Origin of the sequence: Comamonas sp. Z3, assembly GCF_008121565.1 — a bacterium.
In the GTDB taxonomy this organism is placed as follows: domain Bacteria; phylum Pseudomonadota; class Gammaproteobacteria; order Burkholderiales; family Burkholderiaceae_C; genus Comamonas; species Comamonas brasiliensis.
On record NZ_VOQU01000006.1, the window covers coordinates 314748 to 330939 of the forward strand.

The 16192-nt window shown below is 64.0% G+C and carries 14 protein-coding genes and 2 tRNA genes; 14 read left to right on the forward strand and 2 right to left on the reverse strand.

The genetic code is table 11. The features are described from left to right. Positions 1-57 precede the first annotated feature (57 nt). The 6 genes from FSY59_RS19000 to FSY59_RS19025 all read left to right on the forward strand — a co-directional run bounded on the left by FSY59_RS19000 (position 58) and on the right by FSY59_RS19025 (position 5451). A complete protein-coding gene (locus tag FSY59_RS19000; protein WP_029158499.1) occupies positions 58-765 on the forward strand; it encodes a DsbC family protein in 708 nt (235 codons plus the stop codon). 94 nt (positions 766-859) lie between these two features. Next, positions 860-2677, forward strand: coding sequence for a M61 family metallopeptidase (locus FSY59_RS19005; protein ID WP_148729076.1), 1818 nt, complete (start codon positions 860-862; stop codon positions 2675-2677). Between the two features lie 96 nt (positions 2678-2773). Continuing rightward, positions 2774-3553, forward strand: coding sequence for an enoyl-CoA hydratase (locus FSY59_RS19010; protein ID WP_003051437.1), 780 nt, complete (start codon positions 2774-2776; stop codon positions 3551-3553). 73 nt (positions 3554-3626) lie between these two features. Next, positions 3627-3703: transfer RNA gene (locus tag FSY59_RS19015), tRNA-Met, on the forward strand. Between the two features lie 128 nt (positions 3704-3831). Beyond that, positions 3832-3908 (forward strand) — tRNA-Met (locus FSY59_RS19020). Between the two features lie 373 nt (positions 3909-4281). Then, positions 4282-5451, forward strand: coding sequence for an MFS transporter (locus FSY59_RS19025; RefSeq protein ID WP_003051435.1), 1170 nt, complete (start codon positions 4282-4284; stop codon positions 5449-5451). A 151-nt stretch (positions 5452-5602) separates the two neighbouring features. Here the strand turns inward: FSY59_RS19025 and FSY59_RS19030 are convergent, their stop codons facing one another. Further along, a complete protein-coding gene (locus FSY59_RS19030) occupies positions 5603-6508 on the reverse strand; it encodes a LysR family transcriptional regulator (protein ID WP_003051432.1) in 906 nt (301 codons plus the stop codon). Positions 6509-6620: 112 nt separating this feature from the next. Between FSY59_RS19030 and mdlC the strand changes: the two genes are divergently transcribed. Together mdlC and FSY59_RS19040 are read left to right on the forward strand one after the other, a co-directional pair. Further along, on the forward strand, positions 6621-8234 hold the full coding sequence (gene mdlC / locus FSY59_RS19035) for a benzoylformate decarboxylase (RefSeq protein ID WP_148729077.1): 1614 nt from the start codon (positions 6621-6623) through the stop codon (positions 8232-8234). Between the two features lie 119 nt (positions 8235-8353). Continuing rightward, positions 8354-9355, forward strand: a complete 1002-nt coding sequence (locus tag FSY59_RS19040) for a tripartite tricarboxylate transporter substrate binding protein (protein WP_148729078.1) — start codon at positions 8354-8356, stop codon at positions 9353-9355. A 165-nt stretch (positions 9356-9520) separates the two neighbouring features. Here the strand turns inward: FSY59_RS19040 and FSY59_RS19045 are convergent, their stop codons facing one another. Next, on the reverse strand, positions 9521-10393 hold the full coding sequence (locus FSY59_RS19045; protein WP_043375126.1) for a TOBE domain-containing protein: 873 nt from the start codon (positions 10391-10393) through the stop codon (positions 9521-9523). 97 nt (positions 10394-10490) lie between these two features. Here FSY59_RS19045 and modA point away from each other — a divergent pair, with 97 nt between their 5' ends. The 6 genes from modA to miaB all read left to right on the forward strand — a co-directional run bounded on the left by modA (position 10491) and on the right by miaB (position 16151). After that, a complete protein-coding gene (modA, locus tag FSY59_RS19050) occupies positions 10491-11297 on the forward strand; it encodes a molybdate ABC transporter substrate-binding protein (protein WP_019043002.1) in 807 nt (268 codons plus the stop codon). A gap of 183 nt (positions 11298-11480) precedes the next feature. Then, complete coding sequence (gene modB, locus FSY59_RS19055) at positions 11481-12161, forward strand: molybdate ABC transporter permease subunit (RefSeq protein ID WP_003051416.1); 681 nt, start codon at positions 11481-11483, stop codon at positions 12159-12161. Further along, positions 12158-13243: a molybdenum ABC transporter ATP-binding protein gene (modC, locus tag FSY59_RS19060; protein ID WP_148729079.1), complete on the forward strand. Its 1086-nt coding sequence runs from the start codon at positions 12158-12160 to the stop codon at positions 13241-13243. The genes modB and modC overlap by 4 nt, the downstream gene beginning before the upstream one ends. Positions 13244-13300: 57 nt before the next feature. Then, a complete protein-coding gene (gene fdhD, locus FSY59_RS19065; protein ID WP_043375129.1) occupies positions 13301-14164 on the forward strand; it encodes a formate dehydrogenase accessory sulfurtransferase FdhD in 864 nt (287 codons plus the stop codon). A gap of 96 nt (positions 14165-14260) precedes the next feature. Then, positions 14261-14665 carry a hypothetical protein gene (locus tag FSY59_RS19070; protein ID WP_003051409.1) on the forward strand — a complete coding sequence of 135 codons (405 nt, stop codon included), beginning with the start codon at positions 14261-14263 and terminating at the stop codon, positions 14663-14665. A gap of 157 nt (positions 14666-14822) precedes the next feature. Further along, the gene (miaB, locus tag FSY59_RS19075) at positions 14823-16151 is read left to right on the forward strand and encodes a tRNA (N6-isopentenyl adenosine(37)-C2)-methylthiotransferase MiaB (protein WP_003051406.1); all 1329 of its coding nucleotides are present in this window, start codon (positions 14823-14825) and stop codon (positions 16149-16151) included. The last annotated feature ends 41 nt before the right edge of the window (positions 16152-16192 follow it).

A 16192-nucleotide genomic window follows, 5' to 3' on the forward strand; every position in this document is an offset into this window, starting at 1 on the left:
ATGGCAGCCGACTTCTATCCTTTCACGCTGCAGCCTGCTGCAGCCAAGACACCATCCATGAAACTTGTTGCCTTCCTGCTGGCCACCGCCAGCCTGACCTTCGGCCTGAGCGTGCACGCCCAGGACGCCAACCTCAAGAAGACGCTGACCGAGCGCATTCCCCAGCTCGAGAAAATCGACGAGGTGCGCTCCACCCCCATGAGCGGCCTGTACGAGGTACGCGTGGGCACGGACATCTTCTACACCGATGCCAAGGGCAACTATCTGATTCAGGGCGAGCTGATCGACACCAAGGCGCGCCGCAACCTGACCGAAGACCGCATGACCCAGCTCACGGCCGTGGACTTCAAACAGCTGCCCATCAAGGACGCCATCACCATCGTGCATGGCAAGGGCGAGCGCAAGATGGCCGTGTTTGAAGACCCGAACTGTGGCTACTGCAAGCGCTTCGAAAAAGACCTGCAGAGCGTGGACAACGTCACCATCTACCTCTTCCTCTACCCCATCCTGAGCCCGGACTCGGCCGAGAAGTCGCGCAATATCTGGTGCGCCAAGGATCAGGCCAAGGCCTGGCAGGATCAGATGCTGAACAGCAAGAATGCGGCTGCCGCCCAGTGCGACCCTGCCGCCATCCAGCGCAATCTGGCTTTCGGCCGCAAGTACAAGATCACCGGCACCCCCACCGTGATCTTCTCCAACAATGTGCGTGTGCCCGGCGCCATCTCGGCAGCCGAGGTCGAAAAGCACCTGGCCGCCGCCAAGTAATCTCTGTCTCTTTGCCGGAGCAGCGCGCACCTGATGCAGTTTCAGGCGCGCTGCGCTAGGTTCGCATGCTCCGGCCCGCATTTCTGGAGCTGCCATGACCTCTGTCCCCAACACATCCGGCATTCGCCCCGACATCCGCTTCGTCGTGCAGGCCAACGCGGTGGACGCCCATCTTTTCGATGTGCAGCTGCATATCGCCCGGCCCGCCGCGCAGCAGTTGCTGTCGCTGCCGGTGTGGATTCCTGGCAGCTATCTGGTGCGCGAGTTCTCCAAGAACCTGCAAGGCTTGAGAGCCGTGCAGAACGACCAGCCCGTGGCCGTTCTGCAACTCAGCAAAAATCAGTGGAAAATTGTCTGCAATGCAGATGCAGCGTGCGTTGTCAGCTATCAAGTTTGCGCCTATGACACCTCGGTGCGCACGGCCTGGCTGGATCGCCGCCGCGGTTTTTTCAACGGCACCAGCCTGTGCCTGCGCGTGCATGGGCAGGAAGAGCACCCCCATGCGCTGGAGCTGCTTGGCAGCCCCGCCACCGAGGACTGGCAGGCGGCCACCGGCCTGAAGCCGGCACAGGTCGACGCCAACGGCTTCGGCCTCTACCAGGCCGCCCACTATGACGAGCTGGTGGACTGCCCCGTCGAAATGGGCCGGTTCTGGCGCGGCAGCTTTGAGGCCGGCGGCGTGCCCCATGAATTTGTCGTCGCCGGTGCCGCGCCCAGCTTTGATGGCGAGCGCCTGCTGGCCGATACGAAAAAGATCTGCGAAGCCGAGATCGCCTTCTGGCATGCCGACGGCAGCCAGCCGCCCATGGACCGCTATGTCTTCATGCTCAATGTGGTGGATGACAACTATGGCGGCCTCGAGCACTGCAACAGCACGGCGCTGATCTGCGGCCGCCGCGATCTGCCGCGCAAGGGCGAGGCCAAGGCTGGCGAAGGCTATAACACCTTGCTGGGCCTGATCAGCCACGAGTACTTCCACACCTGGAACGTCAAGCGCCTGCGCCCGGCCGAACTGGCCCGCTACGACTACGAGCAGGAGAACTACACCGAGCTGCTGTGGTTCTTCGAAGGCTTTACCAGCTACTACGACGATCTGTTCCTGCGCCGTGCCGGACTGCTGGACAACAGCCAGTACCTCAAGCTCGTCACGCGCACCATCAACCAGGTGCTGCAGACACCGGGCCGCCTGGTGCAATCCGTGGCCGAGGCCAGCTTCGATGCCTGGGTCAAGTATTACCGCCAGGACGAGAACACCGCCAATCACACGGTCAGCTACTACACCAAGGGCTCGCTGGTCGCTCTGTGCCTGGACTTGGCCCTGCGCGCCAATGGCACGAGCAGCCTGGACGATGTGATGCGCGGCCTGTGGCGTCAAAGCGCGGGCGGCCCCATCAGCGAAGCCGATGTGCTGGCCGTGGTCAGCGAAGTGGGCAACCCCGACATTGCCGGACAGCTGCAGACCTGGGTGCACTCCACCGGCGAGCTGCCACTGCGCGAGCTGCTGGCCACGCATGGAATCAAAAGCAAGGCCGAGCCTGCACAACTGGCCCAGAAGCTGGGTCTGCGGGTGCAGGAAAACCACAGCGTGCAGATCAAGACCGTGCTGCGCGGCGGTGCGGCCGAACAGGCCGGCATGATGGCCGCAGACGAGTGGCTGGCCGTTGACGTCAATGGCCAGCGCTGGCGCATCAGCAAGCTCGACGATGTGTTGCTTTACGCGGCCGGAGCCGATCAGCTCACCGCCTGGGTGACACGCGACCAGCAGATTCTGCAGCTGACGCTGAACCTGGACGGCCTGCTCGCCAAAGCCGCCAGCGAGGATGCAGATAGCGCCAGCCCCATCAGCAATCTGGGGCTTGAAATCAGCGACAAGGCCGCCGCAGAGCGCTGGCTGACGGGCATTGCGGCCTGAACCGCCCCCCCAGGTGGCGCTGCTGCGCGACAGCCGGCAGCCAGACTCAGCGGTTATTCTTGGCAGCAGCGATTCATTCTTTAGCAGGAGACAAACTTGGCCTACGAAACCATCGAAGTCCGCGTGGAAGCGGAAAAAGTCGGCATCATCACGCTGAACCGTCCCAAGCAGCTCAATGCCCTGAACGACCAGCTCATGGACGAACTGGGCGATGCGCTCAGGAAGTTCGATGCCGACAAAAGCATTGGCTGCATGATCATCACCGGCAGCGAACGTGCTTTTGCCGCCGGTGCCGATATCGGAGCCATGGCCAAGTACAGCTTTGCCGACGCCTATGGCGGCGACTACATCACGCGCAACTGGGAAACCATTCGCAGCATCCGCAAGCCCGTGATTGCCGCCGTCAGCGGCTTTGCCCTGGGCGGTGGCTGCGAGTTGGCAATGATGTGCGACTTCATCATCGCCGCCGACAATGCCAAGTTCGGCCAGCCCGAAATCAAGCTGGGCGTGATTCCCGGCGCCGGAGGCACGCAGCGCCTGCCGCGTGCCGTGGGCAAGGCCAAGGCCATGGACATGGCACTGACGGCCCGCATGATGGACGCCACGGAAGCTGAGCGTGCCGGCCTGGTCAGCCGCGTCGTGCCTTTTGACAAGCTCATGGAAGAGACACTGGGCGCCGCCATCATCATCAGCGGCTTCTCCCAGCTGGCCGTGATGGCAGCCAAGGAGTCCGTGAACCGCGCCTTCGAAAGCGGACTGTCCGACGGCGTGATGTTTGAGCGCCGCCTGTTCCACGCCCTGTTTGCCACCCAGGACCAGAAGGAAGGCATGGACGCCTTCGTGAACAAGCGCCCCGCCAACTTCACCCACCAGTAATCCGCAGATTTTTCGCAAGAAATTTCAGAGAACCGATTGAAGCAGCCATTTTTTGCATATAATCGCTGTCTTCGGTCGTATAGCTCAGTTGGTTAGAGCGCAGCATTCATAATGCTGATGTCGCAGGTTCGAGTCCCGCTACGACCACCAGACAGGAACCGCAGTGCTTGCAAAAGCACTGCGGTTTTTTCTTTGCCGCAACGCTCTCTGCGGTCTGCGCACAAAAATTCCCAGCTTGGCTGCCAAGGCCATTTCTTCCTATACAATTGCGGGCTGTCGGTCGTATAGCTCAGTTGGTTAGAGCGCAGCATTCATAATGCTGATGTCGCAGGTTCGAGTCCCGCTACGACCACCAAATCCAGGCCCCAGTTGCTCACGCAGCTGGGGCTTTTCGCTTTTTACAGAGGCGACATGGCGCCGCACTGCCCTTTCTGCCCTGCAGAAATCAGCGCAGATCGCGCCGCCATGCTCCAGCCGCTCAAACTCCCCTTCAAGGACTTTTTCGTGCCCGTTGCACCTCAAGGATGCCGCACGCACGCTGCGTGCCCGCGCGCTGGTCTTGCGCCCAGCGAAGGCCTGCTTTTTTCTGCAAAAGCCGGCCTGCAGGCACCCGAAGTCCGTCTTCGCTCAAGGACTCTCCCGTGACCACACAAACCACAGGCGCCGTGGCAGGCATAGCCGCGCCCGCCGCTCCAACAGAAGTCAACGGATACAGCTGGAAAGCACTCATGGGCTCGGCCGTCGGCTACGCCATGGACGGCTTTGACCTGCTGATTCTGGGCTTCATGCTCTCGGCCATCTCCAAGGACCTGAACCTCACGCCCGGCCAGGCTGGCTCTCTCGTGACCTGGACCTTGATCGGCGCCGTCTTCGGCGGCATCGTCTTCGGCATGCTCAGCGACAAGTACGGTCGCATCCGTGTGCTGACCTGGACGATTGTGCTGTTTGCCGTCTTTACCGGCCTGTGTGCTTTCGCACAAGGCTATTGGGACCTGCTGATCTACCGCACCATTGCCGGCATCGGCCTGGGGGGAGAGTTCGGCATCGGCATGGCCCTGGCCGCCGAAGCCTGGCCCGCACGCCATCGCGCACGCGTCTCGTCCTATGTGGCACTGGGCTGGCAGCTGGGCGTGCTGGGCGCAGCCATGCTGACCCCGCTGCTGCTTCCTTCCATCGGCTGGCGCGGCATGTTTCTGGTCGGCGTGATTCCCGCTGTCGTGGCCTGGGTCATCCGCAACAAGCTGCATGAGCCCGAAGTGTTCGTGGCGCGCAGCAAGAAGGAGCAGCCCTCGGCCATGCAATGCCTGAAGCTGCTGATGAAGGACAAGGCCACGCGCAAGATCAGCCTGGGCGTGATCGTGCTGACCTCGGTGCAGAACTTCGGCTACTACGGCATCATGATCTGGATGCCCAGCTTTCTGTCCAAGCAGATGGGCTTCAGCCTGACCAAGTCGTCGGTGTGGACGGCCGTCACCATCATCGGCATGTCGCTGGGTATCTGGGTCTTCGGCCAGCTGGCCGACCGCATCGGCCGCAAGCCCACTTTCCTGATCTTCCAGGTCGGTTCCGTGATCTCGGTGCTGGCCTATTCCCAGCTCACCGATGCCACGGCCATGCTGTGGGTGGGAGCCATCATGGGCCTGTGTGTCAACGGCATGATGGGCGGCTATGGTGCCGTCATCAGCGAAGCCTATCCCACCGAAGCCCGCGCCACGGCACAGAACGTGCTGTTCAACATCGGCCGCGCCGTCGGCGGCCTGGGCCCGGTCGTCATCGGTGCGCTGGCCATGGCCTACTCCTTCCAGGTGGCGATTGCGCTGCTGGCCGCCATCTATGTGCTGGACATGCTGGCCACGGTGTTTCTGATTCCTGAGCTCAAGGGCAAGGAACTTCAGTAAGAATCGCTGCCATCGCAATCCTGCAAAGCGCCAGAGCCTGAAAAGCCTGGCGCTTTTTTCATGACTGACGGGACGTCCCCAGGCCACAAGCGGCTCCCTCGGAATGTCCAGCGCGAGAATAAGCGCGGGGGCTTCTGATGAGCCGGGCACTCTATCTGCGCTGCCGGAACACTTCGCTGACCAGCTCCCGCAGCCATTGGTTTGCGGGCTCCCGGGCAAAGCGCCAGCTCCAGTGCAGCGACACATCGAAGGCACTCTCGGGCAGATCGGCCTGCAGCACCACATAGCCGCCCTGTGCCTCAAAGGTTTCGGCAATCTCGGCAGGCATGATGACGGCCAGATCCGTCTGCTGCACGATGGAGGGCACGGCCATGAAGTGGGCCGCCGACAGGCGCACCTGATCCTGCAGCTCGAGCTTGCGCAGAATGCGCAGTGTCTCGGAGTGCGAGCGCACGGCCACATAGTCGAGACCGCGCAAATGCTCGGCATCCAGCTTCTGGGACTTCAGGCCCCTGAGCACCGGATGTCCCCGGCGCAGCAATAGCGCGTAGTGGTCGGACAGCAGCACCTTCTGCTGCGTGCCCGTCACACCGGGCAGAAAGCCTATCGCGATATCCAGCGAGCCGCGGTCCAGCGCATCGGCAATCTCGCCCATGGGCATGGGCAGGGTTTCCAGCTGCACATGGGGTGCCCGCCCGCGCAGGGCCTGCATCAGCGGCGGCAGGAAGCGCGCTTCGCCGATATCGCTGAGGTGAATGCGAAAGCACTGATTCGCCTGCAAGGGGTCGAAGGTGTGCGCCTCCGCCAGAGCCACTTCCAAGGTTGCCAGCGCCGTCCTCACCGCCTGCGCCAGCCGCTCGGCACGCGGCGTGGGGCGCACGCCGCCATGCATGCGCTCGAACAGCGGGTCGCCCAGCAACTGGCGCAGCCGCGTCACCGCCTGGCTGGCGGCGGGCTGGGACAGGCCCAGCTCCTGCGAAGCACGGCTGACGCTGCCATGGCGAAACACCGCATCGAAAACACGCAGCAGATTGAGGTCCAGGCCCGATATATCCATAAAACGAATATCTCTTAGATGCTTTATTCAATTGCTGGAAATTATGCCGCCATGCAAGATAGGCCTGAAGCGCTCCACCCCACGAAGAGCGGCCAGATCAAGGAAACCTACTGTGCAAGTCACGCCTCAAGTCGCCACCCCGTCCGATAGCTACACCGTTCGCCACGCCGTCATCGCCATGCTGCGCGAGCTGGGCATGACCCGCATCTTTGGCAACCCCGGCTCGACAGAGCTGCCGCTGTTTCGCGACTACCCCGAGGATTTCTCCTATGAGCTGGGCCTGCAGGAGGCCGTGGTCGTGGGCATGGCCGATGGCTATGCCCAGGCCACGCGCAATGCCAGCTTTGTGAATCTGCACTCCGCCGCCGGTGTCGGCCACGCCATGGCCAATATCTTCACGGCCTTCAAGAACCGCACGCCCATGATCATCACGGCCGGCCAGCAGGCGCGCTCGCTGCTGCAGTTCGACCCGTTTCTGCACTCGCGCGATGCCGCCGAGCTACCCAAGCCCTATGTGAAATGGAGTTGCGAGCCGGCCCGCGCCGAGGACGTGCCCCAGGCACTGGCCCGTGCCTACTACATCGCCATGCAGGAGCCGCGCGGCCCAGTGTTCGTCTCGATTCCCGCGGACGACTGGGACAAGCCCTGCGAGCCTGTCACGCTGCGCCATGTGGGCTTCGAGACCCGCCCCAATCCGCAGACGCTGAGCGCCATCGGCGAGGCGCTGGATGCGTCCCGCTCCCCGGCCTTTGTGGTCGGTGCTGCCGTGGATCGCGGCCAGGCCTGGGATGCGGTCGTGGCGCTGGCCGAGCGCCATCAGGCCCGCGTTTTCGTGGCCCCCATGAGCGGGCGCTGCAGCTTCCCCGAGGATCACCCCCTGTTCGCCGGCTTTCTGCCTGCCATGCGCGAGCGCATCGTGGAGCTGCTGGGCAGCCACGACAAGATTTTTGCGCTGGGCGCAGCCGCCTTCACCTATCACGTCGAAGGCGCGGGCCCCTTCATCCCCGTTGGCTCCGAGCTGTTTCAACTGATTGACGATCCCGCCATTGCTGCCTGGGCCCCCGTGGGCACGGCGGCCGTGGGCAATATCCGCCTGGGCGTGCAGGAGTTGCTCGAGCGCCCCCGCATCGCCGAGCGCCCCGCCCCGGCGCGCAAGCCCGCACCGGCCACTCCCGCAGCCCCTGCGGCCGGCGAACGCATGTCGGTGGCCTATGCCATTCACACTCTGGCCAGCGTGCGTGATCCGCAAAGCATCATCGTGGAGGAAGCCCCCAGTTCGCGCCCCACGATTCAGACCCATCTGCCCATCTTCCACAGTGAGACCTTCTTCACCATGTGCAGCGGCGGCCTGGGCCACAGCATGCCCGCCGCGGTCGGCGTGGCCATGGCCAAGCCCGAAAAAAAGGTGATCGCCGTCATCGGCGACGGCTCGGCGATGTATGCGATTCAGGCCCTGTGGAGTGCCGCCAATCTGCGCCTGCCCATCACCTTTGTGATCCTCAAGAACCGCCGCTATGCGGCACTGCAGGATTTCTCCAAGGTGTTTGGCTACCGCGACGGCGAAAAGGTCGAAGGCACGGAACTGCCCGATATCGACTTTGTGGCCATGGCCAGGGGTCATGGCTGCGACGGTGTGCATGTCGAGAACGCCGCCGAACTGGCTCAGGTGCTCGAGCAGGCCATTGCCCATCCACGCCCCATCGTGGTGGAAGTCGAGGTGGCCTGACCGCTTTCCCGAGCCGCTTTGCGCCTTGCCTTCTCTGGGGGCGAAGACGGCTTTCTCGCCATGCCCCCAGCGGGCATGGCAACACTCACAAACAGAACCCAAACAGGAGACAAAAAACCATGGCCTCAAAGCCTGTCATCAATCGCCTGCGCCGTCTGGGCCTGGCTGCTCTTCCAGCCCTGCTCTGCGGCGCCTTTGCCACCACCGCCTCGGCCTCCGACAAATGGCCGGATCGCCCCATCCGCCTGATCGTGAACTTCGCCCCCGGCGGTGCCGCCGATGTGATGGGACGCGCGATTTCCCCCACCATGAGCCAGGTGCTCGGCCAATCCGTGGTGGTGGACAACAAGCCTGGGGCCAACGGCAATATCGGCATCGGCGAAACCGTGCGCTCGGCCAAGGATGGCTACACGCTGCTGCTGAGCAGCGGCGGCGGCATCAGCATCAATCCGCTGATCTACAGCAAGCTGCCCTTCAATCCCGAAAAAGACCTGATCCCCGTGGCCGCCGTGGCACGCGTTCATGTGTTTCTGGAAACCAATCCCAGCCTGCCCGTGAGCAATGTGCAGGACTTCATCAAGCACCTGCAGGCCAACCCCGGCAAGCTCTCCTATGGCTCGCCCGGCCCCGGCAGCTCGCCCCATCTGGCCGGCGAGATGTTCAAGCGCGCAGCCAGGGTCGATGCCAGCCATATCCCCTACAAGGGTGCCGGCCCGGCCCTGACCGATGTGCTCAGCGGCCAGTTGCAGTACTGGTTCGATCCGGGTCCCGGCCTCAAGCAGGTGGAGGCCGGCAAGCTCAAGCTGCTGGCCATCGGCAGCCCGCAGCGCTCTCCTCTGTACCCCAAGGTCCCCACGCTGGCCGAAAGCGGCCTGCCCGGCTTTGATGCCGACACGCTGTTCGGCATCTACGCTCCCACCGGCACTCCGGCACCCGTGGTGGAGGCCGTGCGCGCCGCCGTGCTCAAGGCCCTGGAGCAGAAGAACGTGATCGAGGTGCTGCAAGGCCTGGGCTCGACGCCCGAGCCTCGCATGAGCCGCCAGGATTTCGTGGACCATCACGCCAAGGAGCGCGCTCGCTTCGCTCCGCTGATCAAGGAAATCGGGTTGAAGGTGGACTAGAGAATTTCGACTCAATGCGGGAGTCCGGTTGCCCGAACACTCCCTTTGGGCCGCCCGTCCGCAAGGACCGGCGGCCTTTTTTACCCCTCTTGCACAGACCTGCATGCACAAGAGGCATGCCCATCGGCGGACACCAGAGCCGGCCCGACGGGACACAAGTCGTGTTCAGTGGGATGCCACCGCCACCACCACCGCAGACTCGGCCACCTCCAGCCAGACATGGTCATTGGCCACCAGCCCGCTCATGGCCGGCGCAAAGCCCACGATCTGCGCGCCCCAGCCCAGGCGGCAGATGGCCTCGTCGCTGGCCAGGCTTTCTTCGGTCACCGTGGCTGCGCCATAGGTCGCGCGCTGCACCACGGCCGGCCAGATATTGATGGGCTGCGAGGCCGCTGCGGGCCGCTCCTGCCCCAGCCAGACCTTGACCGCCGTGGCCTTGCACAGCGCCAGCACCTGCACGCCGGGTGCCAGACCCAGCAGCTCATAGCTTTCGGGCGTGATGCGCGCGGCAATCGTCCAGTCCGAGCCCGCATCGCTTGCGGCCCGCAGCCAGACACGGATCTGCCCGCCTATGGACTCGACCTTGAGCACGCTGCAGGGCCACTGATTGCGCATGCTGGTCATCAGGCCCAGATTGGGCTGGCCACCACCGGGCGTGCCGGCCTGCATGCGCTGCAGCAATTCGCTGCGCAGGCGCATCATGGCCTCGGCAGCATGCAGCAGCTCCTCGCCCGCCGGCGTGATCTGCGCACCACCGCCACCGGCGCCGCCCACGCTGCGCTCGACCAGCGGCACGCCGGCCAGATTGGTCAGGGTATCGATGGCCTGCCAGGCCGCCTTGTAGCTCACGCCCACATCCCGTGCGGCCTGGGAGATCGAGCCACTGTGCGCAATGCCACGCAGGATGGCGATGCGGCGATCGGCCATGTCGTAGCCCAGCGCCTGGGAGACCGAATCGGACGATAGCGCGCCACCCTGGCTGGCCTCGTCGCCGGGCATATCCAGTTGTTCTTGTTCGAGATTTTCTGTGTCAGACATAGACCGCCATCATGCCCTGACAGCCAATTTCCTCGCTCGACCTCAGTTGTTCATTCACGCTACACTCGCTATTCCAACAATGAATAGCGAAATCTCAATGACTCAGATCACTGCCCGCCCCACCGGTTTCTCCTTTCAGCTGGCTCGCTCTGCGGCCGTGATCGCGACCATGACCAGTTCGGCCGTGCTGGGCCTGTGGTCGGCGCAGGCACAGGCGGCCGAAGTGACGGTCGCCGTGGCGGCCAACTTCACCGCGCCCATGAAGAAGATTGCAACCGAGTTCGAAAAGGACACCGGCCACAAGGCCGAGCTGTCTTTTGGCGCCACCGGCAAGTTCTACGCCCAGATCAACAACGGCGCGCCGTTCGGCATTCTGCTGGCCGCCGACGACACCACGCCCGAGAAGCTGGCCAAGGAAGGCAAGGGCGTGGCCGATTCGCGCTTTACCTATGCCATCGGCACACTGGTGCTGTGGAGCCCCAAGGCCGGTTATGTGGACGACAAGGGCGAAGTGCTCAAGACCGGCGACTACAAGCACATCGCGATCGCCAACCCCAAGCTGGCGCCTTATGGCACGGCGGCCATGGAAGTGCTGAACAAGCTCGGCCTGAGCGCACAGGTGCAGCCCAAGGTGGTGATGGGCGAGAACATTGCCCAGACCTATCAGTTCGCAGCCACCGGCAATGCGCAACTGGGTTTCGTGGCCCTGTCCCAGGTCATGGAGAATGGCAAGATCCGCGAAGGTTCGGCATGGCAGGTGCCCGGCAACATGCATGAACCCATCCGCCAGGACGCCATCGTGCTCAACGGCGCCAAGGACAACGAGGCCGCCACGGCTTTGATGAAGTACCTGCGCAGCCCCAAGGCACACGACATCATCCGCTCCTACGGCTATAGCTTCTGACGCTGACCCACCTAGAGCCGATTTAGCGCAAACTGTTCCGCTCTACCCTTGGCGCTGCTCGGCTAAGCTGGGCGCTCCAGGGGTCTTTTTTTACGACTGCGCAAATTCGGGTCGGTCAGGGCGTTGGGTCGATGGAAATGTCCGTTGCGCCCCCTTGTTTGCGCAAGTCCTGTTTTTGATTCCATGCAACTGAATGCCGAAGACTACGCAGCCATCTGGCTCACGCTCAAGCTTGCGGGCGTGACCACCGTGCTGCTCATGCTGCTGTGCACGCCGCTGGCCTGGTGGCTGGCCCATACCCGTTCGCGCTGGCGCGGCCCGATTGGTGCAGTCGTGGCGCTGCCGCTGGTGCTGCCGCCCACCGTCATCGGGTTCTATCTGCTGGTCACCATGGGCCCCAACGGGCCCATAGGCAAGCTCACGCAGGCCATGGGCCTGGGCAATCTGCCGTTCACCTTTGCCGGCCTGGTGGTGGGCTCGCTGATCTACTCCATGCCATTCACCGTGCAACCTCTGCAGCGCGCGTTCGAAGCCCTGGGACCGCGCCCCATGGAGGCGGCGGCCAGCCTGGGCGCCAGTCCGCTGGACCGCTTTCTGACCGTGGCCCTGCCGCTGGCGCGGCCCGGCTTCATCACCGCTGCCGTGCTGACCTTTGCCCACACCGTGGGCGAGTTCGGCGTGGTGCTGATGCTGGGCGGCAATATCCCCGGCGTCACGCGCGTGGTCTCGGTACAGATTTACGACCATGTGGAAGCCATGGAATACGGCCACGCCCATCTGCTGGCAGCCGGCATGGTGGTGTTCTCCTTCATCGTGCTGCTGGCCCTGAACTGGTTGCAACCCAAAGCGGAGCGCCGCGCATGACCGCTGCCCACTTCATCACTGCCCAGCTCAAGCTGACCCGGCCGGACTTTGCACTCGATGTGGATCTGCAGCTTCCCGGCCACGGGGTGACGGCATTGTTCGGCCACTCGGGCTGCGGCAAGACCACCTGCCTGCGCAGCCTGGCCGGACTGGAGCGCGCGCAAGGCCGCGTCACCGTCAATCAGACCGTATGGCAGGACGATGCCGGCCGGCAATGGCTGCCCACGCACCAGCGCGCGCTCGGCTATGTGTTCCAGGAGGCCAGCCTGTTCCCGCATCTGTCGGTGCAGCGCAATATCGATTACGGTCTCAGGCGCACGCCGCAGGAACGCCGCAAGGTCTCCAGGGAAAGAGCCGTCGAACTTCTGGGCATTGCCCATCTGATGGAGCGCATGCCCGCCACGCTCTCGGGCGGCGAGCGCCAGCGCGTGGCGATTGCAAGAGCGCTGGCCACCAGCCCCGAAGTGCTGCTCATGGACGAACCGCTGGCTGCGCTCGACGCCCAGCGCAAGGCCGAAGTCCTGCCCTATCTGGAGCAGCTGCAGCGTCATCTGCAGATTCCCGTCATCTACGTCAGCCACTCCATGGACGAGGTCGCACGCCTGGCCCAGCACATGGTGCTGCTCGGTGCGGGCAAGGTGCTGGCGCAGGGCTCCGTCACCGAGCTGCTGTCCAGCCTCGATCTGCCACTGGCCCATGGCGACGTGGCCTCCAGCGTGGTGCATGCCACGGTGCATGACCATGACGCCGCCGATCATCTGAGCACCCTGGTCTTTGACGGAGGCCGGCTGCAACTCGTCATGGCCCGCCCGCGCGAGCCCGGCAGCACGGTGCCGCTGCGCGTGCAGGCGCGCGATGTCAGCCTCAGTCTGCTCAGGCCCGAAGGCAGCAGCATTCTCAATATCCTGCCGGTGCAGGTGCTGGACCTGCGCGAGGACGGGCCGGGCCAGGTCATGGTCTCGCTGCAGGCGGGCGGCACGCGGCTGCTGGCCAGAATCACCCAGCACTCGGCCCGGGCCTTGCAGCTGCAGACCGGCATGCCGGTGTTTGCCCAGATCAAGGGCATGGCGCTGCTGGACTGAGCGCAGCGCATCCGCCCCTTGCCGGCAAGGGATGCGCCTGCTGACTATCATCAGCCCATGACCGAGTCCTCCTGCCCCATCCCGGCCCAGCCGATCGCACCGCTGCACACCCGTGCCGTGCGCTTCTTCAACGCCGGGCAGCAGGAGCGGCAGGAACGTGTGCTGGCGGCCGAGGTGCCGATCGCACTGGTCTTCAACGGCATCTCGCATGCGGTGATGATGGGCTCACCCACCGATGTGGAGGACTTTGCCCTCGGCTTTGCGCTGACCGAAGGCATCATCGACAGCGCTGCAGACTGCTACGGCATCGAAGCCCGCGCCATATCTGCCGCCGCGGCCGGCCTGCCCGAAGGCATGGACGGCATGGAAGTGCAGCTCGACATCGCCTCGCGCTGCTTTGCGCGACTCAAGGACAGGCGCCGCAGCATGACGGGCCGCACGGGCTGCGGCGTCTGCGGAGTGGAGAGCTTTGCGGCGCTGGATCTGTCGTTTGAGGCCCTGCCGCCCCAGGACTGGCTGGAGCAGGTCGACGCCGCCACCGTGCTCAAGGCGATCGGCGCCCTGGCCCCGCACCAGATCCTGAATGCCGAGGCCGGCGCCATCCATGCCGCAGGCTGGGCTACGCTGGCGGGCGACATCACGGACGTGCTGGAAGACGTGGGCCGCCACAATGCGCTGGACAAGCTGGTCGGCCGGCTGTCGCGCACGGGCCGCCTCGGCGAGCCCGGCTTTGTACTGCTGTCAAGCCGCGGCAGCCATGAGCTGGTGCGCAAATGCGCCAAGGTCGGCATCGCCGCCCTGGCCACGATTTCGGCACCCACGGACATGGGCGTGCGCATGGCGGAACTGACCGGCCTGCGCTTCTGGGGACTGTGCCGCCCGCCGCGGGCCGTGCTCTATGCCGCGGGCGGCAAAGCCTGAGCAAGCCCTGCTGCCAAGCGCCAGCCTCTAGAATCACGGCATTGCGGCCATGACTCCAGCTCTGACCGCCCCACGATCAGCCCCTGGATATACACCATGAACCGCTGCACCACCGACCTCATCAGCCGCCGCTGCGCGGCCTGCGCGCTGCTGGCAGCCGTCGCCGGCGCCGCCCTGCCGGCCCTGGCCCAGGGCCTGCCCTCGGACGAGACGCGCAACTTCCCGCCGACGGCCCAGTTCGGCGAGCTGACGGTGACCAACTTCCCCGAAGTGGCCATCAACGGCACGGCGATCCGCACCACGCCGGGCTTTCGCCTGTTCAGCCGCGAGCGCAGCATTGTGTTTGCCAGCAACTATGCAGGCCAGAAGATGCTGGTGGGCTACGTGATCGAGCCACAGACCCAGGGTCTGCACACGGCCTGGATTCTGACCCCTGCCGAGATCGAGAAATACAAGCCGATTCAGCCGCGCACCCTGCTGCAGCGCGTTTTCGGCAGCTGAGTTCGGCCCGCGCCGACCGCTATTGTTTAAAGAGCTGCTTGCGCTTTTTCTGCAAGCACCTCAATTCATTTACCCATTGAAACCCAGTGATGGCAGGCGCCAGCCGCTATCACTTTGTGCTTGCAGACACTGCAGGCCCACCTGACAAGAGCGCCCCATGAGCAAGAAAGTCTTTATCAAAACCTTTGGCTGCCAGATGAACGAGTACGACTCGGACAAGATGGCCGATGTGCTGGGTGCGGCCCAGGGTTACGAGCCCACGCAGAACGTGGACGAGGCCGATCTGATCCTGTTCAACACCTGCTCGGTGCGCGAGAAGGCCCAGGAAAAAGTGTTCAGCGATCTGGGCCGCATCCGCCATCTCAAGGAAAAAGGCGTGCTGATCGGCGTGGGCGGCTGCGTGGCCAGCCAGGAAGGCGCCGAGATCATCAAACGCGCTCCATTCGTGGACGTGGTCTTCGGCCCCCAGACCCTGCACCGCCTGCCCGAGTTGCTCAATCAGCGTGCAGCCAAGGCCAAGCCCCAGGTCGATATCTCCTTTCCCGAAATCGAGAAGTTCGACCACCTGCCACCGGCACGCGTGGAAGGCGCTTCGGCCTTTGTCTCCATCATGGAAGGCTGCTCCAAGTACTGCAGCTACTGCGTCGTGCCCTATACGCGCGGCGAGGAAGTCAGCCGCCCGTTCGAGGACGTGCTGGTGGAAGTCGCGGGCCTGGCCGAGCAGGGCGTGAAGGAAATCACGCTGCTGGGCCAGAACGTCAACGCCTACCTGGGCAAGATGGGCGACACCAGCGAGATGGCCGACTTCGCCCTGCTGCTGGAATACGTGGCCGAGATTCCCGGCATCGAGCGCATCCGCTACACCACCAGCCATCCCAACGAATTCACGCCGCGCCTGATCGAGGCCTACGCCAGGATTCCGCAGCTGGTCAGCCACCTGCACCTGCCCGTGCAGCATGGCAGCGACAAGATTCTCATGGCCATGAAACGCGGCTACACGGCCATGGAATACAAGAGCACCATCCGCAAGCTGCGTGCCATCCGTCCCGATCTGGCCATGAGCAGCGACTTCATCGTGGGCTTTCCCGGCGAGACCGAGGAAGACTTCCAGAAGATGATGAAGCTCATCCACGATGTGCGCTTCGACAACTCGTTCAGCTTCATCTTCAGCCCCCGCCCCGGCACGCCTGCGGCCAATCTGCACGACGACACGCCGCACGAGGTCAAGCTGCGCCGCCTGCAGGAGCTGCAGGCCGTGATCAACAGCCACATCAAGGAGATCAGCGAGGAGCGTGTCGGCACCGTGCAGCGCCTGCTGATCGAGGGCGTGAGCAAGCGTGACGGCAGCGAACTGATGGGCCGCACCTATTGCAACCGCGTGGTCAACTTCCCCGGCAACGCACGCCTGATCGGCCAGATGGTGGATGTGAAGATTACCGAAGCCAAGGCTTACACCTTGCGCGGCGAAGTGCTGCTCAAGGATTGATGGCCCGACATTCCCTGGCCTCATCTACCAAAAGCCTGCCG